Raw genomic sequence first — 26,509 nt, forward strand, 5'->3', positions numbered from 1 at the left:
GGTTCGTCGAGGCGTTCATACGGGCTGCTCCTGAGGTACGGGGGAGAAGCGGCGGGGAGTGAAGGGGTGGGCCTCGTCCGGGAGCACGCCCGTGGTGAGCAGCTCGGCCATGACGTCGCCGGTGACCGGCGTGAGCAGGACCCCGTTGCGGTAGTGCCCAGTGGCCAGCTGGAGGCCGGGCAGCGCGGTCGGGCCGAGCAGCGGCGCGTTGTCCGGGGAGGCGGGTCGCAGACCCGCCAGCGTCTCGGTGAGCGGCAGCTCGGTGAGGCCCGGTACGAGCTCATGAGCGTCCCGGAGCAGCTCGTAGACCCCGCCCGCCGTGACGGTGGTGTCCCAGCCCAGCTCCTCGCTGGTCGCGCCGACCACCAGTTCCCCGTTCTCGCGGGGCACCAGATAGACATGGCTGCCGCGGACGACGGCCCGGACGGTCCGGGACAGGAACGGCGCGAACGCGCGCGGCACGGTGAGCCGCAGCACCTGTCCCTTCACGGGGCGTACGGGAGGCAGGACCTCCCGCGGCACCCCCGCGAGCTGCCCGCTCAGGCTGCCCGCGGCAAGGACGACCTGGTCCGCGGTGAGCTCGTGGCCCCCGGCGAGCGCGACGCCCGTGGCCCGGTCCCGTGCCACCGTCAGCCGTTCGGCGGGACCCCGGTGGAAGACCACCCCGGCCCGCTCGCAGGCGGTGACCAGCGCGGCGGCGAGCCGGCGCGGATCGACCTGATGATCGCCGTCGACCCGTAGCCCGCCGCGCACCCCCGGCGCCAGCATCGGCTCCAGGCGGCGGCAGTCGCGTCCGCTGAGCCACTCCGACTCCAGGCCGCAGCGGGTCTGCAGCGCGTGCAGTTCACGCAAGTGCGCCCGGTCGTCGGCGTCGAGCGCGACGGCGAGCGTGCCGCAGGCGCGGTAGCCGACGTCATGTCCCGTGGCGTCATGGAGTTCGGCCGTGAACTCCGGATAGCGGCGCGCGGAGGCGAGGTTGAGGGCGAGCAGGGTCTCCTCGCCGTAGTGGAGTTCGGTGACGGCGGCCAGCATGCCGGCCGCCACCCGGGCGGCCCCGCCGCCCGGTTCGGGGTCCACGACCATGGTGCTCAGCCCGCGCTGCGCGGCCCGCCAGGCCGTGACCAGGCCGATGATTCCGCCCCCGATGACGAGAACGTCAGAGGTACTGCATGTACGCGACATGGGCGTCCAGCCCCTCCCTTCGCCGGCATGACCCGGATCAGGTTCGTACGGTCGGAGGCCGGCCAGCCTCCCTCTCAGCCCGGTGCGTCCGGGCTCCCGCGAGTGCTCTACGTTGACGGTCAGCCTAACCCCAGCCCCCGACACCCAGTAAGGGAGCCTCCACCGTGCCGCGTTCTCTCGACGGTCTCGTCCTCGCCCCGGTCGCCGACCAGGCCCCCGGTCAGGTCGGGACGCGTACCCGGTTCACGTACCACGAGGAGGACGGCCGGATCTGGGCCGAGTACGCGGGCGGGGACGTGGTCCGCGGGAATCTCGTCGGCACGCGCGCGGGGGACCGGCTCGACTTCCGGTACGTGCAGCTGAAGAAGGACGGAACGACATCTTCCGGGCATTGCGTCTCCACGGTGGTCGAGCTGCCCGACGGTCGCGTTCGGCTGGAGGAGAGCTGGGCATGGGAGTCCCAGGAGGGCTCCGGCGCCAGTGTCGTGGAGCAGCTGTCTTCCTGACGGTGCGTCAGATACGTAAGGTGATCGGGTGAGCGAGCAGAAGCAGGCACAGCAGCGGGTCGTCGTCGTGGGTGCGGGGATGGCGGGGGTGCAGACCGCCGTCGCCCTGCGCGAGCAGGGCTTCGCCGGAGCGGTCACCCTCATCGGGGCCGAGCCCCATCAGCCCTACGACCGCCCGCCCCTCTCCAAGGCGGTCCTCCTCGGCAAGGCCGAGGACTCGGCCTTCGACGTCGACTTCGAGGCGCTCTCCATCGAGCTGCGCCTCGGCCTCGACGTGACCGGCCTGCGCGCCGACGCCCACGAGGTCGACACCGAGGCCGGGCCCGTCCCGTACGACGTCCTGGTCGTCGCCACCGGCGCCGAACCCGTCACCCTGCCCGGCACCGAGGGCGTCCCCGGGGTCCATCTGCTCCGCACCCTCGACGACGCCGCCCGCCTCAAGCCCGTCCTGGAGCGGCGCCACGACATCGTGGTGGTCGGCGCCGGCTGGATCGGCGCCGAGTTCGCCACCGCCGCGCGGGAGGCCGGATGCGCGGTCACGGTCGTCGAGGCCGCCGACCGCCCGCTCGCCGGCGCGCTGCCCGCCGAGGTCTCGGCCCCGATGGCCCGCTGGTACGAGGAGAGCGGCGCCGAACTGCTGACCCACGCGCGCGTGGAGCGGATCGAGCCCGGCACGGTCCACCTGGCCGACGGCCGGCGGCTGCCCGCCGACGCGGTCGTCGTCGGCATCGGCGCCCGGCCCGCCACCCGGTGGCTCGCCGGCTCCGGCATCGCCCTCGACGAGGGCGGCTCCATCACCGCCGACGACCGGCTGCGCACCTCCCTGACCGACGTGTACGCCGTCGGCGACTGCGCCTCCTTCCCCTCCGCCCGCTACGGCTCCCGGCTCCTGGTCCACCACTGGGACAACGCCCTCCAGGGCCCCCGTACCGTCGCGGCCGACATCATCGGCGAGACCCCCGGGACCTACGACCCGGTCCCGTACTTCTGGTCCGAGCAGTTCGGCCGCTTCGTCCAGTACGCCGGGCACCACGCCACCGCCGCCGAGCTGGTCCACCGAGGGGATCCCGCCGAGCCCTCCTGGTCCGTGCTGTGGCTGCGCGACGGCGCCCTGGTCGCCCTGCTCGCCGTCGGCCGCCCCCGCGACCTGGCCCAGGGTCGCAAGCTGATCGAGTCCGGAGCGCGGGTCGACCCGGAGCGCGCCGCCGACGCCTCCGTCCCTCTGAAGGCGGCAGTCCTGTAGGCCCGACTACCGACTGTCAGTCCGGGATGGCAGGCTTGTCCCCGTGACCGAGATTGACGCAAGAACCGATGCTCTCGTCCCCGCCTGGCTCTACCTCCCCGACATCGCGGAAATGCTCGACGTCGAGGTGACGCGCGTGCGGCAGCTGGTCAAGGAGGGCCAGCTCATCGCCGTGCGCCGCGGTGAGAACAAGGCGCTTCAGGTGCCCGCCGCCTTCATCGACGGCGACAAGGTGGTCAAGGGCCTCTCCGGCACCCTGACCCTCCTGAGGGACGACGGCTTCACCGACGAAGAGATGCTGGAGTGGCTTTTCACTCCCGACCCGACCCTGCCGGGCACGCCCGCGCAGGCCCTCAGCGAGAATCGCGGCACGGAGGTGAAGCGCCGCGCCCAGGCGCTCGCCGTCTGACGCAGCCGAAGACACCACAGGAGTCTCCTGGGGGCCGGGACCGTCCGGCCCCCGGGGGCCGCCGCACCCAACGGGGGGAAGCACCCATGTCCACGCCTCGCGCGCAGCTCGCCGACGCCCGGCTCTACCTCTGCACGGACGCCCGTAGGCGCCAGGGCGACCTGCCCGCGTTCCTCGACGCCGTGCTCTCCTCCGGCGTGGACATCGTGCAGCTGCGCGACAAGGGCATGGAGGCCGGCGAGGAGCTGGAGCACCTCGCCGTTTTCGCCGAGGCCTGCCGCCGGCACGACAAGCTGCTCGCCGTGAACGACCGGGCGGACGTGGCCCACGCCATCGGCTCCGACGTGCTGCACCTGGGCCAGGGCGACCTGCCGGTGCCCGCCGCCCGGGCCATCCTCGGCGACGACGTCCTGATCGGCCGGTCCTGCCACCACGAGTCCGAGGTGGACGCGGCCGCCGCCGAGCCCGGCGTGGACTACTTCTGCACCGGCCCCTGCTGGCCCACCCCCACCAAGCCCGGGCGGTACGCCCCCGGCCTCGGCCTCGTGCGCCACGCGGCCGCCCTGGAGCAGGACCGGCCCTGGTTCGCCATCGGCGGGATCGACGAGACCAACCTGGACGAGGTCCTGGACGCGGGAGCGCGCCGGATCGTCGTCGTCCGGGCGATCACCGAAGCCGACGACCCGGCCGCGGCGGCGGCCCGGCTGGCCAAGCGGGTCCGGGAGCGCGTCTAGCCGACGGCACGGACGTCGCCGCCCGGCCTTGTCGTAACGTCCGAGGGCCCCAGCCCACTCCTGGGTGATGTCCAAAATCGTGTCCATTACTCGGACGCTGCTTCGTCGGCCGGTGCACCCCGTCTAACCTGCCGGTATGGCCCTTGGTACCGCTTCCACCCGCTCGGACCGCGCGCGAACGGTCCGCGACATCCTCGCCTCCGGCAGGCCTTCGTACTCCTTCGAGTTCTACGCGCCCAGGACCGAGAAGGGTGAGCGGAGCCTCTGGAACGCCCTGCGCCGGGTCGAGGCGGTCGGCCCCAGCTTCGTCTCCGTGACCTACGGCGCCGGCGGCTCCACCCGCGGCGGCACCGTCAAGGCCACCCAGAAGATCGCCGGCGACACCACGCTCACCCCCGTCGCCCACCTCACCGCCGTCGACCACTCGATCGCCGAGCTGCGCAACGTCCTGGGCCAGTACGCCGACGCCGGCATCCGCAACATGCTCGCCCTGCGCGGTGACCCGCCGGGCGACCCGCTGGGGGAGTGGGTCGAGCACCCCGAGGGCGTCCGGTACGCCGCCGACCTGGTCCGGTTGATCAAGGAGTCCGGCGACTTCTGCGTGGGCGTCGCCGCCTTCCCCGAGATGCACCCGCGCTCCACCGACTGGGACACGGACATCCGTCACTTCGTGGACAAGTGCCGGGCCGGGGCCGACTACGCCATCACCCAGATGTTCTTCGACCCCGAGAACTATCTGCGGCTGCGCGACAGCGCGGCCAAGGCCGGCTGCGAGACGCCGATCATCCCCGAAGTCATGCCCGTTGTGAACGTGAAGACCCTCGACCGGCTGCCCCAGCTGAGCAACGCGACCTTCCCCGCGCATGTGAAAGACCGCATCCTCGCCGTCAAGGACGATCCGGCCGCTGTACGCTCCATGGGGATCGAGTTCGCGACGGAGTTCTGCGCACGTCTGCTCTCCGAGGGTGTCCCCGGACTGCACTTCATCACGCTGAACAACTCCACCGCGACGCTGGAGATCTACGAGAATCTCGGACTGCACGTGCAGTCGTGACCGGCGTACCCGCCCCAGACCCGCGGCGGTGGCCGTAGGAGAGGGGCGGGCATGGGGTGGACGGTCCTCTACATCGCGTTCGGTGTCGTCGCGTTGTGGCTGCTGGGTGAGGTGCTCCTCCAGTACAAGGCGAGGCTCCGCTGGCGCGTGCTCGCCTTCTGCGGCTTCCTCGGAGTCGTCCTCGGTGTGCTGATGCCGTCCGTCGCGGTGATCATCGTGGGCGCGGTGGCCTTCGCCGTCGGCCAGACCTATGTGACCCTGTCGTTCCGCCGCGGCTTCTCCACCGGGTGGGCGATCGGCGGCAGCCCCGGCGCGAGCCGGCGCCGCAAGTCCGGCGCGCCGGCCGAGACCGGCCCCACCCTGGAGGTCAGCGACCTCTCCTACGAGCAGGTCGACGAACCGTCCCCGGCCGAGACCACCGCGGTCTACGAGCCCCAGCCGCTGCCCGACGACACCGGCCAGTACGGCGTCTACGCCGCCCCCTACGACCAGTCCCAGGCGCACGCCGAGACCCCGCAGCCCGCCTACGGCGGTTACGACGGGTACGGCGCGCAGGACACGCAGGGCATGCCCGGGTACGAGCAGCAGCCCGGCGGCTACGAGGCGCAGCCCGGCTACGCGCAGCCGGCCTACGACTACGGCACCGGCCAGCAGCAGTACGCCGCCTACTCCGACCCGTACATCGGCCCGACCCCGGACGGCCGGCAGTACGCCGCGTACGACTACGACACCGGCGGCCAGCAGCCCTACGCGGACCCGTACGCGCCCTCGTACGCCTACGACACCCCGCCCGGCGGGGTGTGGGTGCCGCAGCAGCGCGACGGCGAGCAGCCCGCGCAGCCGCCGCAGCAGGGCTACGAGAACTACGAGCCCTACAACAACGACCAGCAGTACCGGTACTAGCCCCCGCCCTGAGGCCCCCCGAGCGGCTCAGAAAATCGTCTTGAACGTCGAGTCGGTCTTCTGCGTCAGCTCCACCGGGGCCGCGAACAGGTCGTTGATGGAGCCTCTGTTCGGGTAGTACCGGGAGCCGTCCGGTCCGATTGCGAACAGGCCCGTCCGGCCGAAGCGCCATTCGTTGACGTTCTGTTCGCGGAGGGGGGCGAGATGGGTGAACTGCTGCCAGCCGCCGCCGATCTTGCGGCGGGCGGTGAAGGTGCCGTCGCCCTTGCCGAGGTAGAGCCAGAGGACGCCGGAGGTGTCGCGGGCGAGCAGGTCGCCGCCGGGGGCGCCGGTGAGGTTGCCGGGAGCGATGAGGAGGTTGTAGACCTGCCAGCCGCCGCCGATCCTCTTGCGAGGTTTGAAGGGCTTGGCCGCGTCACCCGTGGAGAAGTACGCCCACAGGACGCCGGAGGTGTCGGTGGCGAGGAGGTCGCCCCGTCCGTCGTTGTTCAGGTCCGAGCCACCGGTGATCTTGTTGTAGATCTGCCAGCCGCCGCCGATCTTCGTGCGGGGCAGCAGCTTCTGCGCCTCGCCCCGATGGAGCCAGAGGACGCCGTCTCGGTCGCGGCCGACGACGTCGTCCGCCTTGGTGCCGCCGAGGTCGCCGGGTGCGGCCATCAGGGTGTACGTGTTCCACCCGGTGCCCAGGACGGTCGAGTCCAGCTCCCTGAGCGACCACTTGTAGGACAGCTGCTTGCCCTCGTACGCGGACAGCTTTCCGGCGCTGTCGCGGACCAGGATGTCGTCGAAGCCGTTCGCGTCGTGATCGCGCTTCACCGGAGGACGGTTGATGGTGAGGGAGCCGGTCCGCTCGATGGGCGCTCCGACCTCGTACCTCTCCTTGGCCGTCATCTTCCAGGTGTACTCGCCGGCGTAGTCGGCCATCTCGTAGAGGCTGGTGTCGCTGGTCCAGGAGAACTCGTGCACGGTCCCCGAGCTGTACGAATCGATCACCCGCTGCCTGCCGGTGGCGGTATGGGTCAGCGTCAGCCTGGCGGACGCGAGCTGGTTCAGCTCCCAGACCAGCCTCACCCGGTCGAGCGGGCCGTTGAGGTCGACAGTCCTCGGCGTGTTCTCGCGCGTTACGGCGAGGTCCGGGATGCGTCCGACGCCCGCGAGGAGCTTCACGGCGGGGGTGCCGTCCGCGCCGACGGTCACGCGGTAGACACCGTCCTCCCGGGCGAGGGTGCCGCGCACGACGAACGCGCCGTCGGCGCCGAGCCGAATCTCGGAGGCGCGGTCGAGGACCTGGAGGACGTGGCCGTCCTTGAGCGAGTGGAGAGTGAATGGCTGCGCGGCGGGGTCGGTGGCGGAGCGGCCCGAGAACGCCAGCCAGTCCTGCGAGAGGACCGGATTCGAGCCCGTAGCGGAGACCGACTCCGTCACGCCCGTGCGCACGTCACGGAGGTGGAAGTGCCTCTCGGTGTCCGCGGAGTTGTAGTCGCCCCAGCCCAGGTGGGTCGGCGAGCTGACGACGCTCTCGAAGCCCAGGATGTTGTTGTGGGTCACGGCGTGGGTGACCGCGGCGGCCTTGGCGGCGTCCACCAGGTAGAGGGTGTCGTCGCCGTACAGGACCGTGAACGATCCCGCGTCGACGGATTCCACCCGGGTGGCTCCTTCGGGCAGACCGGTCACCGCGCGGCTGACGATCTCCCCGTCCTTCTCGTCGACCAGGTGGAGCCCGTCGGCGCGGGCCATCAGCAGGGTCGTGCCGATGACGCCCCTGAGGGCGCCGGGCGTGATGATGACGAGCGGCTCGGCGTCCGTGCCCATGTCGCGCAGGGTGTAGGTGTCGTCCCCGCCCGCCTGGACGACCGTGTCGGCGCCGGCGGCGCCGGAGTAGCCGGTGCCGGGCAGCTGGGTCACGGTGCCGTCGTAGGCGGTCCAGAAGAACGCCCCGTCCATCTGCGCAAGGAAGCCGGTCCTGCCCGCACTGACGAGTCTGGCGTCCTTCGGGAACGGGGCGACGTCCTGGGCGGTCTCCTGGCGAACGATCTCGGCGGGCGGCGCGGCGAACGCAGGGGCCGTGAGGAGTGTCCCGGCGACGGCCGTCGCCGTGGAGACGGTGAGGACGGCGGCGGCGAGGCGGAGCCGGGGGCTGAGGGTGGCGCGGGACACGTCGGTGGCCTCCAGGGGAACGGGACGGGGCATCGCAGCGAACGAGTTCGTCGCGCCCGTTCTGACAGGTGGACCGGGGGGATGGTTGTACGAGAGGAGTGGCGACATATCAAGACTTGCTGAACGGGTCCGAGCCACGCGGCGGCACGGCCGTCCGCGCCCGGAGCGAAGAGCGGTGCGGTGGGGATCACCGAACCCGCCGCACCCGCCGGACCGCGCGGGGCCGGGGAATCTGCCCGGTATCCGCCCCGCACGCCCCCGCCGGGCTCCGTCCCGTCATCACCGGCGACCGGACCCAGCCCCTCACGGTCCTCATCGGGAGCCGCGGAAGTCGTCGCCCTCCACGATCAGCCCGGCGACCAGCGCGCCCGACATGCCCGCGTGGGCGAGCCCGCCGCCCGGGTGGGACCAGCCGCCCGCGAAGTAGAGCCCGGGCAGCGGGGAGCGGTTGGCCGCGGGTAGGAAGGCGCCCCGGCCGCCCGCGAGCGCCGGACCCGGCACCTCGGCGGCGCCGGTCTCCCGCAGGGTGTCGTCCGGGGTGCGGACCTCCCGCCAGAGCAGCCGCTCGCGCAGCCCGGGGACGGCCGATTCCGCGGCCGTCACCATCTCCTCGGCGATCTCCACCCAGTCGTGCTCCGGGTACAGGTTCACCGTCGCGGTGAGGGTGACCGACTCGTGGCCGTCGTCGGGGCGCAGTGCAGGGTCGTCGGGCCGCAGCACGGTCGTGGTCGGGTGGTCCGCGGTCGCGTGGACGACCGTACGGTGCACGGCGCCCGCCTCCCGGGCCCCGCGCAGGGCCAGACAGACCGTCATCCGTCCCGTCCCGTCGGCCTGGTACCGCGGCCACTCGTCCTGGCGCTCCCAGCCCACGACATGGTCCCGGTACAGCGCCGGCACGGGCGCGCCCGCGACGACGTGGTCCGCCTCGACCGTCCCGCCCCCCGCCAGCGCGATCCCGGCGGCCCGGCCGTCCTTCTCCAGGACCTCGGTGACCTCGGCGTCGAAGACGAACTCCACCCGCCGCTTCAGGCACCGCCGGTGCACCGCGTCCGCGAGCGCCCGAATGCCGCCGCTCACGTACCAGGTCCCGAACGTCTGCTCCATGTACGGCAGGACGGAGGCCGCCGCGGGGGCGGTGGCCGGATCGAAGCCGTACGCCCAGGCGTACGCGTCGAGGAGCGCGACCAGCCGGGGGTCGCGCAGCTCCCGCGCGCCGACCTGGGCGAGCAGCGTCGTGGGGCGCCGCAACAGCCCCGCCTTCAGGGCCGGGTAGGGCTCGCGGGCGAGCGGCGAGGTGTCCGCCGTCTGCGGTTCCTCCAGGAGCGGGCGGCGCGTGCGGTCCCAGGCCTCGCGGGCCCGGACCAGGAAGTCGCCCCAGCGCTCCCCGGCGCCCGCGCCGAGCGCCGCGTCCAGAGCGGCGACCGTGCCCGCCCGTGAGGCGTTCGGCAGGTCCACGCGGGTGCCGTCGGCGAAGACATGACGGCTCGCCGGATCGACCTGCGTCAGCCCGACGGAGTCCTCCAGGGACTCCTTGCCGGTCTTGACGAAGAGATCGCGGTAGACCGCGGGCAGATGCAGCAGCCCGGGGCCGGTGTCGAAGCCGAACCCGTCCCGCTCGAAGCGGCGCACCGCACCGCCGTACGTCCCGCCACGCTCGTACACCGTCACCCGGTGGCCCGCCACGGCCAGCCGGGCGGCGGCCGCCATGGCGCCGAGACCTGCGCCGATCACCACAATCCGTGCCATGCCAGCGACCTTATCGGCCGTCACCGACAGTCATGTCGGGCGCCCCGGCCAGGCGGGTGGGGCCGGTGCCTCGGCCGGGTGTGACCGGCGCCCCCGGTCAGTAGGGCGGGACCCTCCGGGTCTCCGTGGTGGCCAGGCGCCGCTCCTCCCGCCGTTGCGCCCTGCGGCGCAGGAAGCGGCGGATGCTGTGGGCGAGAATGCCCAGTATCACCAGGCCGAGTACGAGCAGGACGGCCGCGATGATCGCTGCCACCTGCGGGTTGAACATCGCGAAGGTGATGATCCCGGCGACCCCGAGATCCTCCGCCGTGCTCATGGCGATGTTCGAGAAGGGCTCCGGCGACGTGTTGATCGCCATCCGTGTCCCCGCCTTGACGAAGTGGCTCAGCAAGGCGGTCGACCCGCCCACCGCGCCCGCCGCGAGCTCCGGGATCGAACCGGACTCCCCGGCGAGCAGGGCGGCGACCACGGCGCCCGCCACCGGCCGGATCACCGTGTGCACGGAGTCCCAGACCGAGTCGACGTAGGGGATCTTGTCCGCCACCGCCTCGCAGAGGAACAGCACCCCGGCGACGATCAGGACGTCGGTGCGCTGCAGCGACTCGGGCACCTCGTCGGTGAGGCCGGTCGCGCCGAAGATGCCGAGGAGCAGGACCACCGCGTACGCGTTGATCCCGCTGGCCCAGCCGCTGGTGAAGACCAGGGGGAGTACGGACACGCCCGCGATCGTAACCAGGTCTGAGTACCCGTACCTATACGTCGAGATGAGTAGGTACGCGGATGGGCTCCGACCTGCGAGGAGGAGAGAGTGGGGAGCACGGAAGGGGCGCGGCTCCGGGACCGCCGACACGGGGTGGCGGAACGGGGTCGCGCACCTGCCGGCACGGGGGTGCAACGGGGGTTGCAGGAACGGCGGACGGCGAGGCTCGGGGGGATCGAGCCTCGCCGTTCGTCGTGGTGCGTGGTCCAGGTCCGCCCGGAGGACGTCACCTCGCCGGAGGTCCGCCCGGGGTCAGCGGCCGCTCACGCGCCCGTGCAGCAGCCGGGACAGCGCGCTGTGGACGTCGTCGATCGAGCGCTCACGCTGGAAGGCCTGCCAGTCGAGGGCGGCCACCAGGACCATCCCCACGAGCGCCGCCGCGGTGAGCGGGATGTCGATCTCCTCGCTGAGCTCGCCCTCCGCGACCCCCTCGCGCAGCACGCCCTCCACCACCGCGACCGCCTGCTGGCGGACCACCAGGAGGGTCGAGTTCCAGGCCCGGTTGGTCCGCCAGAGCTCGGCCACGTACAGCTGGGTGAAGGCCGGGTAGCGGTCGATGAAGACCAGGCCGGCCCGGATCATCGCGTCCAGCGCGTCGACCCGGCTCCCGCCCCGCTCCGCCGTCTCCTCGGCCGCGTCCCGCAGGGAGGCGGTGAGGAGCCCGACGCCGTGCCGCAGCAACTCCTCGAACAGCTCGGTCTTGCTCTTGAAGTTGTAGTAGACCGTGCCCTTGGCGACACCCGCGCGCTCGGCGATCTCGTCCACCGTCGTCGCCGAGAAGCCCTGCTCGGCGATGAGGGTGACGGCGGCCTCGTAGAGCTTCGCGCGCGTGGCCCGGCGTCTGGTGCTGCTGCTGTCCATGGGCTCGATTCTCACAGGTCTCGCGGGTGCCACAGGGGTGGGTTCACAGGGACAGATCGGGGTGGAGCCGGTCCAGCGTCCACACCTGCTTGCGCCGCGCGGAGACGGCCGTCAGCGCCAGCGCGCCCACGGTGAAGGCGGTCAGGACCGCGCACGCCTGCCACACCGGTCCGATCCCGCCGCCCGAGATCAGCCGGCGCAGCGACTCGACCACGTAGCTCATCGGCAGGAAGGGGTGGATCGCGTTGAAGAAGCCGGGGCTGGTCTGTACGGGGTAGGTGCCGCCCGCCGAGGTCAGCTGGAGCATGAGCACGGCGAGCACCAGGATCCGGCCGGCCGCGCCGAAGCGGGCGTTGAGCCACTGGATGATCGCGGCGAAGCAGCAGGTCACCAGGGCCAGGAAGCCGACCGTGCCGGCGGCCCTGGTCATCTGGAGGCCGAGCCCCCAGTGGAGGACCGACATCAGCGCGGCGACCTGGAGCAGCCCGATGGCCGCCACGGGCAGCCAGCCGGCCAGGGCGATCCGCCAGGCCGAGGCGCCGGCGGCGAGCGCGCGCCGGTTGAGCGGCTGGATCAGCATGTACGCCACCATCGCGCCGACCCAGAGGGAGAGCGGGATGAAGTACGGGGCGAAGCCGGTGCCGTAGTTGGGCGCCTTGTGCAGCGACTGGGAGGCGAGCTCGACGGGGTCGGCCATGACCTCCGTGCGCCGGTCGCGGTCCTGCTTGTCGTAGTCGGGGATCTGGGCGACCCCCTCCTTGAGACCGGTGGCCAGCTCGCCGGAGCCGTCGGCGAGCTTGAACAGGCCGCCGTCGAGCTCTCCCGCGCCCTTCTTGAGCTTGCCGACACCGCTGTCGAGCTTCGCCGAGCCGGTCTTGGCGCCGGTCAGGCCGGTGTGGAGCTCGTCGGCGCCCTTGGCCACCTTCTGGGCACCCTCGTTGAGCTTGTTGATCTTCTTGACGGCGCTTTCGAGGTCGTCGTCCAGGTGCGGGGCGTCCTTGGCGAGGTCGTTGGCCTGCTTCTGGACGGCGGCGAGCCGCTTGTCCAGCTTCTTCAGGTCGCCGTCGCTGTCCTTGGCCAGCTCGTGGAGATCGTCGGCGATCTTGGCCACGTCGTCGGCCGAGGTCTTGGCCTCCTTGAGGACCGGGCAGGCCTTCGGGTCGGGCAGCGGGTTGTCGACGCACTGCTTCTTGTGGAGGGCCTCCAGCTTGTCGTCCGCCACATGCGCGGCGCTGCGGGCGACCGGGGCGCGGCGGACCACGTCCTCCAGGTCGTGGCGGACGGCACCTGCGGCGTCGGCGACCAGGCGGGCGGTGTCACCGATCGTCTTGCCGTTGTTCTTCAGGTACGGACGGACCTTGTCGGCCTTCCCGTTGACCTTGTCGGCGAGCGCCTTGGTGCCGTCGGCGACCTGCCGGGAGCCGGTCTCCAGCTCGCCCGCGCCCTTGTCGAGCTTCTTCAGCCCGGAGGAGAGGTTCCCGCTGCCGGTCTTGGCGTCCTTGAGCCCGTCGGCCAGGCTCTTGGAGCCCTTCTTGGCCTTGTCGACGCCGTCCTTGAGGTCCCCCGCACCCTTGGCCGCCTCGGCGGTGGCGTCGTGGATGTCGGAGAAGGAGATGAAGATCTTGTCGAGGAAGGAGCGCGAGGACTTGGTGGAGGCGGCGGTGCGCACCTCGGAGAAGACCGTCCGCGAGATCTGCCCGACGATGTAGTTGTTGGCGTCGTTCGTACGGACCTTCAGCGCGCCGGTCTCGGGGGCGTCGCCCGAACTGGAGGCGATCCGGGTGCTGAAGTCCTCCGGCATGGTCAGCGAGAGGTAGTACGTCCCGTCCTCCACGCCCTCGCGGGCCTCCGCGTCGCTCACCTGGTGCCAGTCGAAGACCTTGCTGTCGAGCAGGTTCTCGGTGATGTCGTCACCGGCGTTGATCTTCTTGCCGTCGGCGGTGGCGCCCTTGTCGGCGTTGACGAGCGCGACGGGTATCCGGTCGAGCCTGCTGTACGGGTCCCAGAAGGACCAGAGGTACAGCGCGCCGTACAGCAGCGGCAGCAGCAGGATCGCGACGAGCGCGGCGCGCGGCAGCTTCCCCCTGCCGAACCGCTTCAGCTCAAGCGCGGCCAGTTTCGGCGAGCGCATCGGCTTCCCCCTCCTCGGTCGTGTCTTCGTTCGCGTCGGCGTCGGGCGTTTCCTCGCCCGTTTCCTCGCCCGTTTCCTCGCCCGTTTCCTCGGACGTGTCCTCGGGCGTTTCCTCGACCGGGTTCTCGGGCGTGTCCTCGGCCGGGTCTTCGGTGGTGGCCTCGGCCGTGCCGGCGGTCGTCTCTTCGGTGGCGCCGGCCGTGGTGTCCTCGGTGGCGCGTGGTGCCGTGGTGACCCTCAGGGCGCCCTCGGGGGCCTCGCTGCACACGGCGAGCACGGTCGTGCCCGCGTCGGCGATCGAGCGCAGCAGGTCCCAGGCCTCGGCCCGGTCGGCCGGCGAGAGCTTGAGGTCGGTGTCGTCGAGGGCGAGCAGCCGGGGCCGGCCGATGAGGGCCAGGGCCACGGACAGGCGCAGCGCCTCCAGACGCTCCAGGTCCCGTACGGAGGTCCGCTCGCCCTTCGGCAGGGTCTCCAGGTCGAGTCCGGAGGCCTCCAGGGCCGCGTCGATCCGGGCCCTGGTGGCGGCGGCCCGCTCGCCGGGCGGCCGGAGCAGGGCCCGGACCGCGCCGTCGTAGCGGCGCTGGAGCAGGGCGCGCTCGCGCAGATGCTCGGCGACGGTGAGGGAGGGGTCGAGATCGCTGACCCCGGGCACCGGGCCGAGCGCGCTGATCCGGCGTACGGCGGCCATCCTGCGCGGCAGGGGCAGCCCGGCGACCTCGGCGTGGCCCTCCTGGGGCTTCATCCGGCCGGTCAGCGCGAGCAGGAGGCAGGTGCGGCCCGACCCCGACGGGCCCTCGATCGCGACGAGCGCGCCCGGTTCGGCCCGGAAGCCGACCTCGCGGAAGACCCAGCCGCGCGGTCCCTTCAGCCCGAATCCGTCCGCGACGACGGCGGCGCCGTGCGGCTCCTCCGGGTTCGCTTCCACCGGTCCACCCCCACTTTCCCCACTTTTGAACTGACCAGTCAGTTCAAAAACTTACCCCTTGATCGTCGTTCTCGGCAAAACGCCAGGTCAGCGCGATTGTCAGTGGTGCCCTTCACGATGGACACATACGGACACAGAGCCGTCACGCGACGACAGGAGGCTCGTCATGACCAGCTCCTCCGCAGCAGCCACGCCCAGGCGCCGCCCCGGTGGCCGACCCGCCCCCGCACTGGCGGGGCCGCCGTCCGACGTCCACCCCGTGCTGCGCCGCTCCACGGCGCCGCCCGCCGCCCTCGACCTGCTCGCCCAAGCCCGCACCGGGCTCGACGAGGCCGCCGCCTTCGACCGGCCCAACGAGCGGTACGCCACGGCCCACCTCGCCGCCCTCCGTACCGCGGCCGCCGTGCTCGCCGTCCGGGGGCGTCCCGAGACCAACCCCCGTAAACGGGCCAGGATCCGCAGCGCCTGGGAGGTGCTGCCCGAGATAGCGCCGGAGCTCACCGAGTGGAGCGCCCTCTTCGCCTCCGGCGCCTCCCGCCGGGCCCGGGCCGAGGCGGGCATACCGGGCGCCGCGACCAGCCGGGACGCCGACGACCTGATCCGGGACGCCGCGATGTTCCTGCGCCTGGTGGAGCGGCTCCTCGTCCTCCAGCCCGTACTGCCCCGCCAGACCGGCGCCGGCGAGGCGACGGGGTGAGCGACGGTTGAGCGGGGCAGCACGGCCGAGGCCATAGGGTGGGAGGCGTTCGTACACCGTCACCGAGGAGTCAACAGCCGTGTCGGACCCTTCCCCTGTCTTCGGTCGAGAGGCGTCGTCGCGCCCGTCGCGCGCCTCCCTTCGTACGGCCGTCGTCTGGGACGTCCTCAAGGACGCCCTCGATCGCCGGGTCAAGGCCACCGGGAAGGACAGCCTGGATGTCCTCGACACGGGCGGCGGCTCCGGGAACTTCGCGGTGCCGGTGGCCCGCCTCGGCCACCGCGTCACGGTCGTCGACCCCAGCCCCAACGCCCTGTTCGCGCTGGAGCGCCGGGCCGCCGAGGCCGGGGTCGCCGAGCGGGTCAGCGGCGTCCAGGGCGACATCCGGGGGCTCTTCGACGTGGTCGGACGCGACGGGTTCGACGTGGTGCTCTGCCACGGCGTCCTGGAGTACGTGGACGACCCGGCCGAGGGCGTACGGAACGCGACCGCGGCGCTCCGGGACGGCGGCGCGCTCAGCCTGCTCGCCGCGGGCGTCGGCGGCGCCGTCCTCGCCCGCGCGCTGGCCGGGCACTTCACAGAGGCCAGGAACGCCCTCAGCGACCCGGCCGGGCGCTGGGGAACTGGAGACCCGGTGCCCCGGCGCTTCACCGCGGACCAGCTCACGGAGCTGGCGGGCGCGGCCGGTCTGGACGTCGGCGCGGTGCACGGCGTGCGGGTCTTCGCCGACCTCGTCCCCGGCGTCCTCGTCGACACCGAACCCGGCGCGGCCGAGGCGCTGCTCAAGCTGGAGGCCGCCGCGGCGGAGCTCCCCTCCTTCCACGCCATCGCCACCCAGCTGCACGTCCTGGGCGAGAAGCCCGCCTGACGCCCCACCCGGCACCCCGGCTGCGCCGCTGATCAGCGGCGCAACCGCACATGGAGTACGCCACAGCACCTCCGGTCGCGGGCTTTGCCCCGTATGATCGGGGGACACCGTCCGGCATGACGGGCAGGTAGCCGGGGAATCAACGCCTCAGCAACCAGACCGCATGGCGGCCCGGATTGGCGATTTGGCGTTGAGGGCGGGTTTCACGGGGGCGATTCCCTGCCTATCCTGAAAGGGCCGCATCCCGGTCGCCCCCGCGACCGACGACTAGGAGGACTCCGTGCCGCTCTCGGAGCACGAGCAGCGAATGCTCGAGCAGATGGAGCGAGCGCTGTACGCCGAAGATCCCAAGTTCGCGACAGCGCTCGAGGGAAGCGGACTGCGTACGTACACCCGGCGACGGGTCTACCAGGCAGTCGCCGGCTTCCTGGTGGGTATCGCGCTCCTCATGGCTGGAATGGTCGCTCAGCAGATCTGGATCAGCGTGGTGGGGTTCCTCGTCATGCTGGGCTGCGCGGTACTGGCGGTCACCGGATGGCGCAAGGCGCCCAAACCGGGTGAGCAGCAGGCGAGTGGCGGGGCGGCGGCCGGTGGCCGTCAGACCCGGCAGCGCCGCTCGATGATGCACCGGATCGAAGAGCGGTGGCAGCGCCGCCGTGACGAACAGCAGGGCGGCGGCCACTGACGCCGCGCTGAGGGCCCTGCGCCCCTTATACGACTCCGAGCCCCGCGGGCCCGCGCCGAAGCGCGACCCCGCGGGGCTCGTTCGTCGTGGCCCCCTGCAGCCCTCCGCCCCCCGTGTGGGCAGTCGTTCCGCCCCGGCGGAACGACTGCCCACACCGGGCCTCAGCCCCGTTGGCGGGTCACTCGGCGGAGCGAGGCCGTCAGGCGGATCGTCGCGGCCTGGCGGCGCGCTCCCCAGCGGTCCGTCAGCGTCGACCAGCGGGACGAAGCCGTCCACACCACCCGGGCGGCCGAGCGCGGAGCCAGGAGTGCCCGCAGCCGGACCTTCCGGGAGGAGGCCGCCGTGAAGCCGGACCTGACCAGCGTCACCTCGTCCACCAGGCCCGTGCCCGGGCGGGGTTGCGGGGCGTAGAGGACCTGCTCCACCGCCCGCGCCACCCGGTGCACCGCGTTCGCCGCTTCGCCCTCCAGCGCGCCGAGCCGGACGATCCGCGCCGCCGTCCTCCGCGGCGTGATCGACTCGTCCGGCACCACTCCGTGGTCCCAGGCCGTGTCGACGATCTCCTGCCACGCCGCCAGGGTCCTGGCCACCGCGTCCTCTTCGGTACGGCCCGAGGAGCCGAGCCGCCGCGCCCGTACCCGCGTACGCCACAGCAGAGGTGTCAGCGGCAGCAGCAGCACCACCGCCACACCCAGACACACAAGCACCACCGTCAGCGGGTTCACCCCGCCGCCGTCCGGCGAGGCACCACCCGCCGCCACGTCCGGGCCGCACTCGCCCTGGCGGCGCAGCTGCGGCGGGCAGCTGTCCGAGGCGCTCGGCACCGCCGACGGCGCCGCGGAGGCGCTGGTCGACGGCTGCGCCGACTCGCTCGGCGTGTCCGTCGGGGACTGCTGCCGGGTGTACTCCGGAGTGGAGCCCCGCGTCGGCGTCGGCTCGAACCGGGTCCACCCCGCGCCCTCGAAGTACAGCTCGGGCCAGGCGTGGGCGTCCCGGATGCCCACCGACATCGTGCCGTCGGACTGGGCGCTGCCCGGCATGAAGCCGACCGCCACCCGCGCCGGGATCCCCAGGGTCCGCGCCATCGCCGCCATCGAGAACGAGAAGTGGACGCAGAAGCCCTCCCGCCGCTCCAGGAAGCGCGAGATGGCCTGGACTCCCGTACCGGACTCGACGTCGACGTCGTAGCGGAAGCCGCCGTCCTTCGCGAACCAGTCCTGGAGCTTCACGGCACGCTCGTAGTCGTTCCGGGCGCCCTTCGTGACCTGTAGCGCCGTCGCCCGCACGTCGAGCGGCAGCGAGTCGGGGACCTTGGTGTACTCGGTGCGGAGCGTGGCCGGCGCCGGCGGGGCCGCCGCGAGCTGCGCGGCCGTGGGCCGCACGTCCAGGCTGGCCACCGTGTACCGGGCGCCCCGGGTGCTCTGCCCGTCGTCGCCGACGAGCATCCGTCCGGCCGGCTCGTACCGCCAGCGTCCGCCGATCTCGACCCGGGACGCCGGGTACGGCATCGGCAGCCACTTCTGCTCGTACGTCGAGGAGGCGACGAAGTTGCCCGTCACCTCGGTCGTGCTGACCTGCCCGCTCAGGCCGTCCGGCCGCGGCAGCGGCTTGGGCACGTCCTCGATCGGGCGGACCGAGGACTTCCAGGACGTGCCGTCGAACTGGTCGAGCGCCACGAGCCGCAGATACATGCCGCTCGTGTCGGTCGCGTTGGTCCGGTACCGCAGCACCTCGCGGTCCTCGGGCTGGCGGAGGTTGTCCTGGAGCGAGACCAGCGGGTTCACCGCCGAGATCGTCCCGCCCTTGCCGCTCTCGCCCGGTCCTCCGCCCGCGCCGCCGAACAGGCCGCCGGAGAGCGTGGGCAGCACGGCCGGCACGGCCAGCGCGACACCCATGGCGATCACACCGATCCGCCGGCCGGTCCGCACCGGGGCGAGCGGCCGCCCGCCTCCGGATCCGCCCGTACCCGGGCGGCCCGCGCGGGGCGCCGCGCCGAAGACCCGCCCCCACTGCGAGAGCCGGTCGCGGCCCTCGGCGAGGAGCAGCAGGAGATAGCCGGAGGCGGCCAGCAGGAACCACAGCCAGCTCGCGCCGCCCTCGGAGAGCCCCGCGGCCACCGAGTAGAGCGCGAGCAGCGGCAGACCGGCCGGGGCCGCGCTGCGGAAGGTCACCGCGAGGGTGTCCACCAGCAGGCCGATCACCAGCACGCCGCCGATCACCATCAGGCGGATGCCCGCGGTGTCCGGCGCCGGGATCGCGTAGGTGCCCACGTCGTCGGCGCCCGACTGGAACAGCGTGGCGAACCGTGCGAAGGCCTGCGGCCCGGGCAGCAGGCCGAGCAGGGCCTGCTCCCGGGCGAAGACCAGGGTCAGCGCCAGCAGGCCCACGACGGCCTGCGCCGTGACCGTCAGCGGCCTGGCCAGCGGCACCCGCCGGGCCAGCGCGCCGACCCCGCTCTGCAGGGCGAGCAGCAGCGCGGCCGTGAAGATCCAGTTCGCCGGCCGCACCAGCGGAAGGAGCGCGCCCGCCGCCATCAGTGTGGCGGCGTAGGCGCCCAGCGTCAGCCGCCCGAGGCCGCTCATGACCAACCTCCGTACGTGTCACCCGCGGCGCTCTCCGCGCGGATCCCGGCCGCCTGCTGCCACAGCTCGGCGAGCCGGGCTCCCGGGGGAACCGCCAGCGCCGTCCATCCGGCCTCCCGCAGCTGCCTCAGCCGCTCCTCGACCGCCCCGGACGCCGTGCCTCCGGAGAGCCACGTGCCGGAGTCCAGGACGAAGGCCACGGCCGCGCCGCTGCGCTGCCGCATCCGGGCGGCAAGCGCCGCCTGCTCCTCGTCGATGTCGCCCACGAAGGCGATCAGCAGCCCTTCGTTCCCGCCGCGCAGCACGTCGTACGCGCGCGAGAGACCGGCGCCGTCGGAGTGGTCCACGACGGCGAGGGTGTCCATCATCAGCCCGGCCGCCTCGGCCGAGTCGTGCGTCGTACCGGCGAAGCCCTCGGCCCCCTCGCCGGGCACCGAGGTGCCCGTGTCGGTCAGGAGCCGTACCGAGAAACCCCGCTCCAGCATGTGCACCAGCGCGGAGGCCGCGCCGGAGACCGCCCACTCGAAGGCCGAGTCCGGCCCGGCGCCCTCGTAGGCGACGGCCCGGGTGTCGAGCAGCACCGTGCAGCGGGCCCGCTGCGGCTGCTCCTCGCGGCGCACCATCAGCTCGCCGTAGCGCGCGGTGGACCGCCAGTGGACCCGGCGCAGATCGTCGCCGTGGCGGTAGGTGCGCGGGATGACGTCGTCGTCGCCGGCCAGGGCCAGCGAGCGCAGGCTGCCGTCGCCGTACCCCGCCGCCTCGCCGGTCAGCTTCACCGGCGGCAGCGGCTCGGTCCTGGGGATCACGGTCAGCGTGTCGTACGCGCTGAAGGAACGCGTCAGCTCGCACAGGCCGAACGGATCGTTCAGCCGCAGCTGGAGCGGGCCCAGCGGGAAGCGGCCGCGCAGGTCCGAGCGGACCCGGTACGACACCTCGCGCCGCCCGCCCGCCTCGACCCGGTCCAGGACGAACCGGGGCCGCGGCCCGAGCATGTACGGGACGTGGTCCTGGAGCATGAGCAGCCCGGTGGGCAGCCGGGAGACGTTGTCCATCCGCAGGTGGACGCGTGCCTCCGAGCCGACCGGCACCCGCTGCGGGGAGAGCCGTCGGCTGCCCGCGACCCGGTAGCGGGTGCGGTGGAGCACCACGGCGCAGAGCAGCGGCAGCACGGCGAGGAGCACGCCGACGCGCAGCAGGTCGCCCTGGCCGAGGACGAAGGCGCAGATCGCGGCGGCGACACCGGCGGCGAGGAAGGACCGGCCGCGCGTGGTGAGTCCGCTCAGGGCGGCCCGCAGGCCGCCCCGGTCCTCACCCGCGCGAGCGCCCAGGTCGTCACCCCGCTGCCCCTCCGGCGCGGCAGCGGTCGTCATCACAGCGGCCGAACGCCGGGCTGCTGGTGGCCGTAGTGCGGGCCGGCGGGCGGCGCGGTGGCCGGGACGGGCGTGCGCTGCAGGATGTCGAGGACGACCTGCTCCGCCGTACGCCGGTTCAGCTGGGCCTGCGCCGTCGGCAGCAGCCGGTGCGCGAGGACCGGCACGGCCAGCGCCTGGAGGTCGTCCGGCAGGACGTACTCGCGGCCGCTGAGCGCGGCGGACGCCTTGGCGGCGCGCAGCAGGTGGAGCGTGGCACGCGGGGAGGCGCCGAGTCTCAGGTCCGGGTGGCTTCTGGTCGCGGCGACGACGTCCACGGCGTACCGGCGCACGGAGTCGGCGACGTGGACGGCCCGGACCGCGTCGATGAGCTTGACGACGTCATGGGCGTGGGCGACCGGCTGCAGATCGTCCAGCGGGTTGACCGCCCCGTGGATGTCGAGCATCTGGAGCTCGGCCTCGGCGCTGGGGTAGCCGATCGAGACGCGCGCCATGAAGCGGTCGCGCTGGGCCTCGGGGAGCGGGTACGTGCCCTCCATCTCCACCGGGTTCTGCGTGGCCACCACCATGAAGGGACTCGGCAGCTCGTACGTCTGCCCGTCGACCGTGACCTGCCGCTCCTCCATGGACTCCAGGAGCGCGGACTGGGTCTTCGGCGAAGCGCGGTTGATCTCGTCGCCGATCACGATCTGGGCGAAGATCGCGCCGGGCTTGAACTCGAAGTCACGCCGCTGCTGGTCGAAGATCGACACGCCGGTGATGTCCGACGGCAGCAGGTCGGGCGTGAACTGGATACGGCGCACCGAACAGTCGATGGACCGCGCCAGCGTCTTGGCCAGCATCGTCTTGCCGACGCCGGGGACATCCTCGATCAGAAGATGTCCCTCGGCGAGCAGCACGGTCAGCGAAAGCCGTACGACCTCAGGCTTGCCCTCGATCACACCCTCCACCGACCTGCGGACACGCTCCGCTGTGGCGGTCAGATCTGTGAGGCTCGCTCGATCGTCATAGGTCGTCACCCGGCCCTCCTCGGCCCCTCCGAAAACACCGACACCTGCCCCCGCGTTTCCTTCGGGGGGTGTCACCCGAGCATTCTTGTTGCCCTTGCCGGGTTGTGTCACTCGCCTGTGGACAAGTGGGAGCGTTATGCCGGGGTTTGCCATGTTGCGCCCAGCGGATCAGGTGGGATCGATCTCGCGGAGCAGACCGGTGGTCACATCGAAGACGAACCCGCGGACGTCGTCGGTGTGCAGCAGGAACGGCGAGGTCCGCACGCGCTGCATGGACTGCCTGACGTCCTGCTCCACATCGCGGAAGGCCTCCACGGCCCAGGCCGGCCGCTGGCCGACCTCCATCTCCAGGTCGTGCCGGAAGTCCTCGGTGAGGGACTCCAGACCGCAGCCGGTGTGGTGGATGAGCACCACGCTGCGGGTCCCGAGGGCGCGCTGGCTGATGGTGAGCGAGCGGATCACGTCGTCGGTGACGACGCCGCCCGCGTTGCGGATGGTGTGACAGTCGCCCAGCTCGAGGCCGAGGGCGGCGTGGAGATCGAGACGGGCGTCCATGCAGGCGACCACGGCCACGTTCAGCACGGGTCGCGCGTCCATGCCCGGATCGGTGAAGCCGGCGGCATATCGCTCATTGGCCTCGACGAGCCGGTCGGTGACCGTACCGGCGGCGTTTATCACGTCGGCAGAAGGGTGCGCAGAGGTCGACATGTCTATGACGGTAGTGGTCACGCGCGCTCATGGCCCGCTGTGAGAGTGGACAAAGAACGTCAATGAGCCTTGTTGTGAGGTAACCCACACGCATGAGAAGAGGGGACCCATTCAGGTGAGTCGCCCCGAATGACCCGCTCCGACCGAAGCCCCGTGCGACGCGCCAGCCGGTTGATTGACCGCTGCGGCCAGTGGACTAAAGTGGCGCGAAGTTCACGGAGACATTGAGCGATTTCCGCGCTTTCTCCCCCGCATAGGCGGCGGATGCGTAGCGGCCGCGCCGAATCATGAGCCGAATTCTGAGAGGGCGCATTGAGCAACGACCGACACGTCCCGGTGATGCTCCAGCGGTGCCTGGACATGTTGGCCCCCGCCCTGGAGCGCCCCGGCGCGGTCGTCGTCGACTGCACCCTCGGCCTCGGCGGCCACAGCGAGGCGCTGCTGGAGCGGTTCCCCGAGGCGCGTCTCGTCGCCCTCGACCGCGACAAGGAGGCGCTGCGGCTCTCCGGCGAGCGGCTCGCCCCGTTCGGTGAGCGCGCGACACTCGTCCACGCGGTCTACGACGAGCTGCCCGAGGTCCTCGACCGGCTCGGCATCCGCCGCGTCGACGGCATCCTCTTCGACCTGGGCGTCTCCTCCATGCAGCTCGACGAGGCCGACCGTGGCTTCGCGTACGCGCAGGACGCCCCGCTCGACATGCGCATGGACCAGACGACCGGCGTCAGCGCCGCGGAGGTCCTCAACACGTACCCGGCGGGCGAGCTGGTCCGCATCCTGCGGGCGTACGGCGAGGAGAAGCAGGCCAAGCGGATCGTCTCCGCGATCGTGCGCGAGCGCGACAAGGAGCCGTTCACCAACAGCGCCCGCCTGGTCGAGCTGATCCGCGACGCGCTGCCGCAGGCGGCCAAGCGCACCGGCGGCAACCCGGCCAAGCGCACCTTCCAGGCCCTGCGCATCGAGGTCAACGGAGAGCTGACGGTCCTGGAGCGCGCGATCCCCGCGGCGGTGAAGGTGCTCGCCGTGGGCGGCCGGATCGCGGTCCTGTCGTACCACTCCCTGGAGGACCGGCTGGTCAAGCAGGTCTTCGCGGCGGGCGCGGCGAACACCGCGCCGCCCGGCCTGCCGGTGGTCCCCGAGCAGTACCAGCCCCGGCTGAAGCTGCTCACCCGCGGCGCCGAACTCCCCACCGAGGAGGAGATCGCCGAGAACCGCCGAGCCGCCCCGGCCCGGCTCCGAGGAGCGCAGCGCATCCGGGAGGACGAACTGTGAGCGCCCGTCCGTCTCCCGCCGCCACCCTGCCCGTGGCGCCGTGCGCCACCCCTCTCCACCGCGAGGCCACCGGGCCGCGGACGACGACGATGCCCGCACCGCCGCGCCTCGCGGGCGGAGCCGGGGCCGCCGCCCGGGCGGCAGCTCCGGGGGAGAACGAGGGCGCAGGGGCATGACGACGAAGGGGCCGCTCAAAGGGAGGGCGGCGCGGCTCGGGCGGTTCATGCCCTCGGGGCCCAGTAAGGCCGCCCGTACCCCCTTCGTCCTGCTCGTCGTGGTGCTGCTCGGCGGCGGTCTCATCACGCTCCTGCTGCTGAACTCCGCCCTCAACCAGGGCTCCTTCAAGCTGCGCGACCTCAAGAACCGCACCACCGAGCTGACCGACGAGGAGCAGGCCCTCCAGCGGGACGTGGACGACTACTCCGCGCCCGACGCGCTGGAGCGCAGGGCCCGGGAGCTCGGCATGGTCCCCGGCGGCAGCCCCGCCTTCCTCGACCCGAACGGCACGGTCCTCGGCGAGCCCTCGAAGGCCACGTCCGCGCCGAAGCCGGCGCTCGCCCCGAAGCCGGCCCCGACGGGCTCGACCCCGGGCACGAGCACCCCGGCCGGCTCCGCCGCGCCGCCCGCGCAGCCCGGCCAGGGCGGCGCGACACCCGTGAAGCCCCCCGAGACGACGCCGAAGACGACCGCGCCCGCCCCGACGACCTCCGGCAGGTGACCGCAGTGCCTCCCAAGGAGCCCCCGCGCCGGCGGGTGCCCGGCCCCGCCGGGCCCGCGCGCCCCGCCCGCCCCCGGCCCGCCGCCGCACGCTCCGGCGGCGCCCCGCGCAGGCCCGCGCCCCGGCCCCCCGCGCGGCCGAAGGTGCGCACCATCCGGCTCGGCAGCCCGAAGCCCCGGCTGCGGCTCGTCTCGCTCGGCCTGACCCTCGTGATGCTGGCGTTCGTCGTCCGGCTGCTCCAGGTGCAGGCCGTCGACGCGAGCGCCCTGGCCGCGAAGGCCGAGGCGCACCGCTACCAGGAGTACACGCTCTCCGCGGAGCGGGGCGAGATCACCGACCGCACCGGCATCGCGCTGGCCGCCAGCGTCGACGCGTACGACATCACCGCCGACCCCAAGCTCTTCACCCCCGAGGAGAGCAAGGTCCAGGACGCCCCCGAGCAGGCCGCCGCGCTCCTCGCGCCGCTCCTCGGCAAGGAGCCCGCGGACCTCGCGAAGAAGCTCCGTACCCCCAAGTCCCGCTACACCCTGCTCGCCCGTAAGCAGACCCCGCAGGTCTGGAACCAGATCAAGGACCTCAAGAAGGTCTACGCGCAGAAGTCCAAGCCCTCCGAGGGCGGCAACGGCGTCAACCTGCTCGGCGGCATCCTCAGCGAGCCCAGCACCAAGCGCGTGTACCCCAACGGCGAACTCGCCGCCGGGATACTGGGCTACGTCAACGCCGAGGGGCGGGGCGCCGGCGGTCTGGAGTCCATGCTCGACAAGGAACTCGCTGGCCAGGAGGGCAAGATCAGGTTCGCCGAGTCCGGCGGCCGCCAGGTGCCCACCGCGGGCTCCCGGGGGACCCCGGCCGTGCCCGGCTCCGACATCGAGCTGACCATCGACCGGGACATCCAGTGGGCCGCCCAGCAGGCCATCACCGAGCAGGTGAAGAAGTCCAAGGCCGACCGCGGCTACGTCATAGTGCAGAACACCAGGACCGGCGAGGTCCTGGCCATGGCCAACGCCCCCGGCTTCGACCCCAACGACCTGTCCGCGGCCAACGCCGCCTCGATGGGCAACGCGGCCCTCCAGGACGCCTATGAGCCCGGCTCCACCAGCAAGGTCATGTCCATGGCCGCCGTCCTGGAGGAGGGCGCGGCGACGCCCGACACCCATGTCGTCGTCCCCAACCGGCTGCACCGGGGCGACCGGCTCTTCAAGGACGACATCGACCACCCGACCTGGTACCTGACGCTCAACGGCGTCCTCGCCAAGTCCAGCAACATCGGCACGATCCTGGCCACCGGCCAGCTCGGCGACACCCAGGCCGAGTCCAACCGGGTCCTCCACTCCTACCTGCGGAAGTTCGGCATCGGCAGCCCCACCGGGCTCGGCTACCCCGGCGAGACCCCGGGCATCCTCGCCAAGCCCCAGAACTGGTCGACCTCGCAGCAGTACACGATCCCCTTCGGCCAGGGCCTCTCGGTCAACGCCATGCAGGCCACCTCGGTCTACTCGACCATCGCCAACGGAGGCGTACGGATCGAGCCCACCCTCGTCCGCGGCACCAAGGGACCCGACGGCCGCTTCACCCCCGCGCCCGCCCCGAAGCAGACCCGGGTGGTGAGCGACAAGACCGCCAAGACCCTCGCCCAGATGCTGGAGTCCGTCGTCGGCGACGAGGAGGGCACCGGCACCAAGGCCCGGATCCCCGGCTACCGCGTCGCGGGCAAGACCGGAACCGCCAACCGCGTCGACCCCGAGCTCGGCCGCTACAAGGGGTACACCGCCTCGTTCGCGGGATTCGCGCCCGCCGACGACCCGCAGATCACGGTGTACTGCGCCATCCAGAACCCCACCAAGGGCAGCTACTTCGGAGGCCAGATCTGCGGCCCCATCTACAAGAAGGTCATGGAGTTCGCCCTCAAGACCCTCCACGTGGCCCCGACGGGCAACGAGCCCGCCCGACTGCCGGTCATCTTCAAGGACAGCGAGTGACACCCCGGGAGC

General features: G+C 72.5%; 23 protein-coding genes and 1 riboswitch. Of the genes, 12 read left to right on the plus strand and 11 right to left on the minus strand.

The window, feature by feature from the left end:
• Positions 1-15 precede the first annotated feature (15 nt).
• Complete coding sequence (gene thiO, locus ACZ3OF_RS07885) at positions 16-1,182, minus strand: glycine oxidase ThiO (RefSeq protein ID WP_467303429.1); 1,167 nt, start codon at positions 1,180-1,182, stop codon at positions 16-18.
• Positions 1,180-1,292, minus strand: a riboswitch (TPP riboswitch). Its footprint overlaps the gene before it by 3 nt.
• A 54-nt stretch (positions 1,293-1,346) precedes the next feature.
• Here thiO and ACZ3OF_RS07890 point away from each other — a divergent pair.
• From ACZ3OF_RS07890 to ACZ3OF_RS07915, 6 genes are all read left to right on the plus strand, one after another.
• Complete coding sequence (locus ACZ3OF_RS07890) at positions 1,347-1,688, plus strand: avidin-fold protein (protein ID WP_361669540.1); 342 nt, start codon at positions 1,347-1,349, stop codon at positions 1,686-1,688.
• Between the two features lie 28 nt (positions 1,689-1,716).
• A complete protein-coding gene (locus tag ACZ3OF_RS07895; protein ID WP_361669538.1) occupies positions 1,717-2,931 on the plus strand; it encodes an NAD(P)/FAD-dependent oxidoreductase in 1,215 nt (404 codons plus the stop codon).
• Between the two features lie 43 nt (positions 2,932-2,974).
• Positions 2,975-3,340 (plus strand): Rv2175c family DNA-binding protein, encoded by a 366-nt coding sequence (locus ACZ3OF_RS07900; protein WP_361433095.1) that lies wholly within the window; start codon positions 2,975-2,977, stop codon positions 3,338-3,340.
• Between the two features lie 86 nt (positions 3,341-3,426).
• Positions 3,427-4,074: a thiamine phosphate synthase gene (gene thiE / locus ACZ3OF_RS07905; RefSeq protein WP_361669535.1), complete on the plus strand. Its 648-nt coding sequence runs from the start codon at positions 3,427-3,429 to the stop codon at positions 4,072-4,074.
• Positions 4,075-4,210: 136 nt separating this feature from the next.
• A complete protein-coding gene (gene metF, locus ACZ3OF_RS07910; protein WP_361669532.1) occupies positions 4,211-5,128 on the plus strand; it encodes a methylenetetrahydrofolate reductase [NAD(P)H] in 918 nt (305 codons plus the stop codon).
• A 51-nt stretch (positions 5,129-5,179) separates the two neighbouring features.
• Complete coding sequence (locus ACZ3OF_RS07915; RefSeq protein ID WP_361669529.1) at positions 5,180-6,031, plus strand: hypothetical protein; 852 nt, start codon at positions 5,180-5,182, stop codon at positions 6,029-6,031.
• A gap of 27 nt (positions 6,032-6,058) precedes the next feature.
• Here the strand turns inward: ACZ3OF_RS07915 and ACZ3OF_RS07920 are convergent, their stop codons facing one another.
• The 6 genes from ACZ3OF_RS07920 to ACZ3OF_RS07945 form a co-directional block, all read right to left on the minus strand.
• Positions 6,059-8,221 (minus strand): hypothetical protein, encoded by a 2,163-nt coding sequence (locus ACZ3OF_RS07920; protein WP_467303435.1) that lies wholly within the window; start codon positions 8,219-8,221, stop codon positions 6,059-6,061.
• A gap of 279 nt (positions 8,222-8,500) precedes the next feature.
• Entirely contained in the window at positions 8,501-9,934 is a 1,434-nt protein-coding gene (locus tag ACZ3OF_RS07925) for a phytoene desaturase family protein (RefSeq protein ID WP_467303437.1), read from the minus strand.
• 97 nt (positions 9,935-10,031) lie between these two features.
• A complete protein-coding gene (locus ACZ3OF_RS07930) occupies positions 10,032-10,652 on the minus strand; it encodes a DUF4126 domain-containing protein (protein WP_361669522.1) in 621 nt (206 codons plus the stop codon).
• Positions 10,653-10,946: 294 nt separating this feature from the next.
• Positions 10,947-11,555 (minus strand): TetR/AcrR family transcriptional regulator, encoded by a 609-nt coding sequence (locus ACZ3OF_RS07935; protein WP_361669520.1) that lies wholly within the window; start codon positions 11,553-11,555, stop codon positions 10,947-10,949.
• Between the two features lie 43 nt (positions 11,556-11,598).
• Positions 11,599-13,686, minus strand: a complete 2,088-nt coding sequence (locus ACZ3OF_RS07940; protein WP_361669517.1) for a YhgE/Pip domain-containing protein — start codon at positions 13,684-13,686, stop codon at positions 11,599-11,601.
• Positions 13,658-14,611, minus strand: coding sequence for an ATP-binding cassette domain-containing protein (locus ACZ3OF_RS07945; RefSeq protein WP_467303440.1), 954 nt, complete (start codon positions 14,609-14,611; stop codon positions 13,658-13,660). The genes ACZ3OF_RS07940 and ACZ3OF_RS07945 overlap by 29 nt, the downstream gene beginning before the upstream one ends.
• 166 nt (positions 14,612-14,777) lie before the next feature.
• On the opposite strand from ACZ3OF_RS07945, the gene ACZ3OF_RS07950 reads away from it, so the two are divergent.
• The 3 genes from ACZ3OF_RS07950 (at position 14,778) to ACZ3OF_RS07960 (ending at position 16,861) form a co-directional block, all read left to right on the plus strand.
• On the plus strand, positions 14,778-15,308 hold the full coding sequence (locus ACZ3OF_RS07950; RefSeq protein ID WP_361669512.1) for an SAV_6107 family HEPN domain-containing protein: 531 nt from the start codon (positions 14,778-14,780) through the stop codon (positions 15,306-15,308).
• Between the two features lie 79 nt (positions 15,309-15,387).
• Complete coding sequence (locus ACZ3OF_RS07955) at positions 15,388-16,176, plus strand: class I SAM-dependent methyltransferase (RefSeq protein WP_361669509.1); 789 nt, start codon at positions 15,388-15,390, stop codon at positions 16,174-16,176.
• 280 nt (positions 16,177-16,456) lie between these two features.
• Complete coding sequence (locus tag ACZ3OF_RS07960; protein WP_361669506.1) at positions 16,457-16,861, plus strand: DUF3040 domain-containing protein; 405 nt, start codon at positions 16,457-16,459, stop codon at positions 16,859-16,861.
• Between the two features lie 161 nt (positions 16,862-17,022).
• Here the strand turns inward: ACZ3OF_RS07960 and ACZ3OF_RS07965 are convergent, their stop codons facing one another.
• From ACZ3OF_RS07965 to ACZ3OF_RS07980, 4 genes are all read right to left on the minus strand, one after another.
• The gene (locus ACZ3OF_RS07965) at positions 17,023-19,443 is read right to left on the minus strand and encodes a transglutaminase TgpA family protein (RefSeq protein WP_361669504.1); all 2,421 of its coding nucleotides are present in this window, start codon (positions 19,441-19,443) and stop codon (positions 17,023-17,025) included.
• Entirely contained in the window at positions 19,440-20,813 is a 1,374-nt protein-coding gene (locus ACZ3OF_RS07970) for a DUF58 domain-containing protein (protein WP_361669502.1), read from the minus strand. The genes ACZ3OF_RS07965 and ACZ3OF_RS07970 overlap by 4 nt, the downstream gene beginning before the upstream one ends.
• Positions 20,813-21,832, minus strand: a complete 1,020-nt coding sequence (locus ACZ3OF_RS07975; protein ID WP_361669499.1) for an AAA family ATPase — start codon at positions 21,830-21,832, stop codon at positions 20,813-20,815. The genes ACZ3OF_RS07970 and ACZ3OF_RS07975 overlap by 1 nt, the downstream gene beginning before the upstream one ends.
• Before the next feature lie 159 nt (positions 21,833-21,991).
• A complete protein-coding gene (locus ACZ3OF_RS07980; RefSeq protein ID WP_361669497.1) occupies positions 21,992-22,531 on the minus strand; it encodes a beta-class carbonic anhydrase in 540 nt (179 codons plus the stop codon).
• Positions 22,532-22,843: 312 nt separating this feature from the next.
• Here ACZ3OF_RS07980 and rsmH point away from each other — a divergent pair, with 312 nt between their 5' ends.
• From rsmH to ACZ3OF_RS07995, 3 genes are all read left to right on the plus strand, one after another.
• Positions 22,844-23,800, plus strand: a complete 957-nt coding sequence (gene rsmH / locus ACZ3OF_RS07985; RefSeq protein WP_361669495.1) for a 16S rRNA (cytosine(1402)-N(4))-methyltransferase RsmH — start codon at positions 22,844-22,846, stop codon at positions 23,798-23,800.
• 172 nt (positions 23,801-23,972) lie between these two features.
• A complete protein-coding gene (gene ftsL / locus ACZ3OF_RS07990; protein WP_361669493.1) occupies positions 23,973-24,518 on the plus strand; it encodes a cell division protein FtsL in 546 nt (181 codons plus the stop codon).
• A gap of 5 nt (positions 24,519-24,523) precedes the next feature.
• Entirely contained in the window at positions 24,524-26,497 is a 1,974-nt protein-coding gene (locus ACZ3OF_RS07995; RefSeq protein WP_361669490.1) for a peptidoglycan D,D-transpeptidase FtsI family protein, read from the plus strand.
• Positions 26,498-26,509: the final 12 nt, after the last annotated feature.

The sequence above is a fragment of the Streptomyces sp. NPDC022552 genome (genome assembly GCF_055561875.1).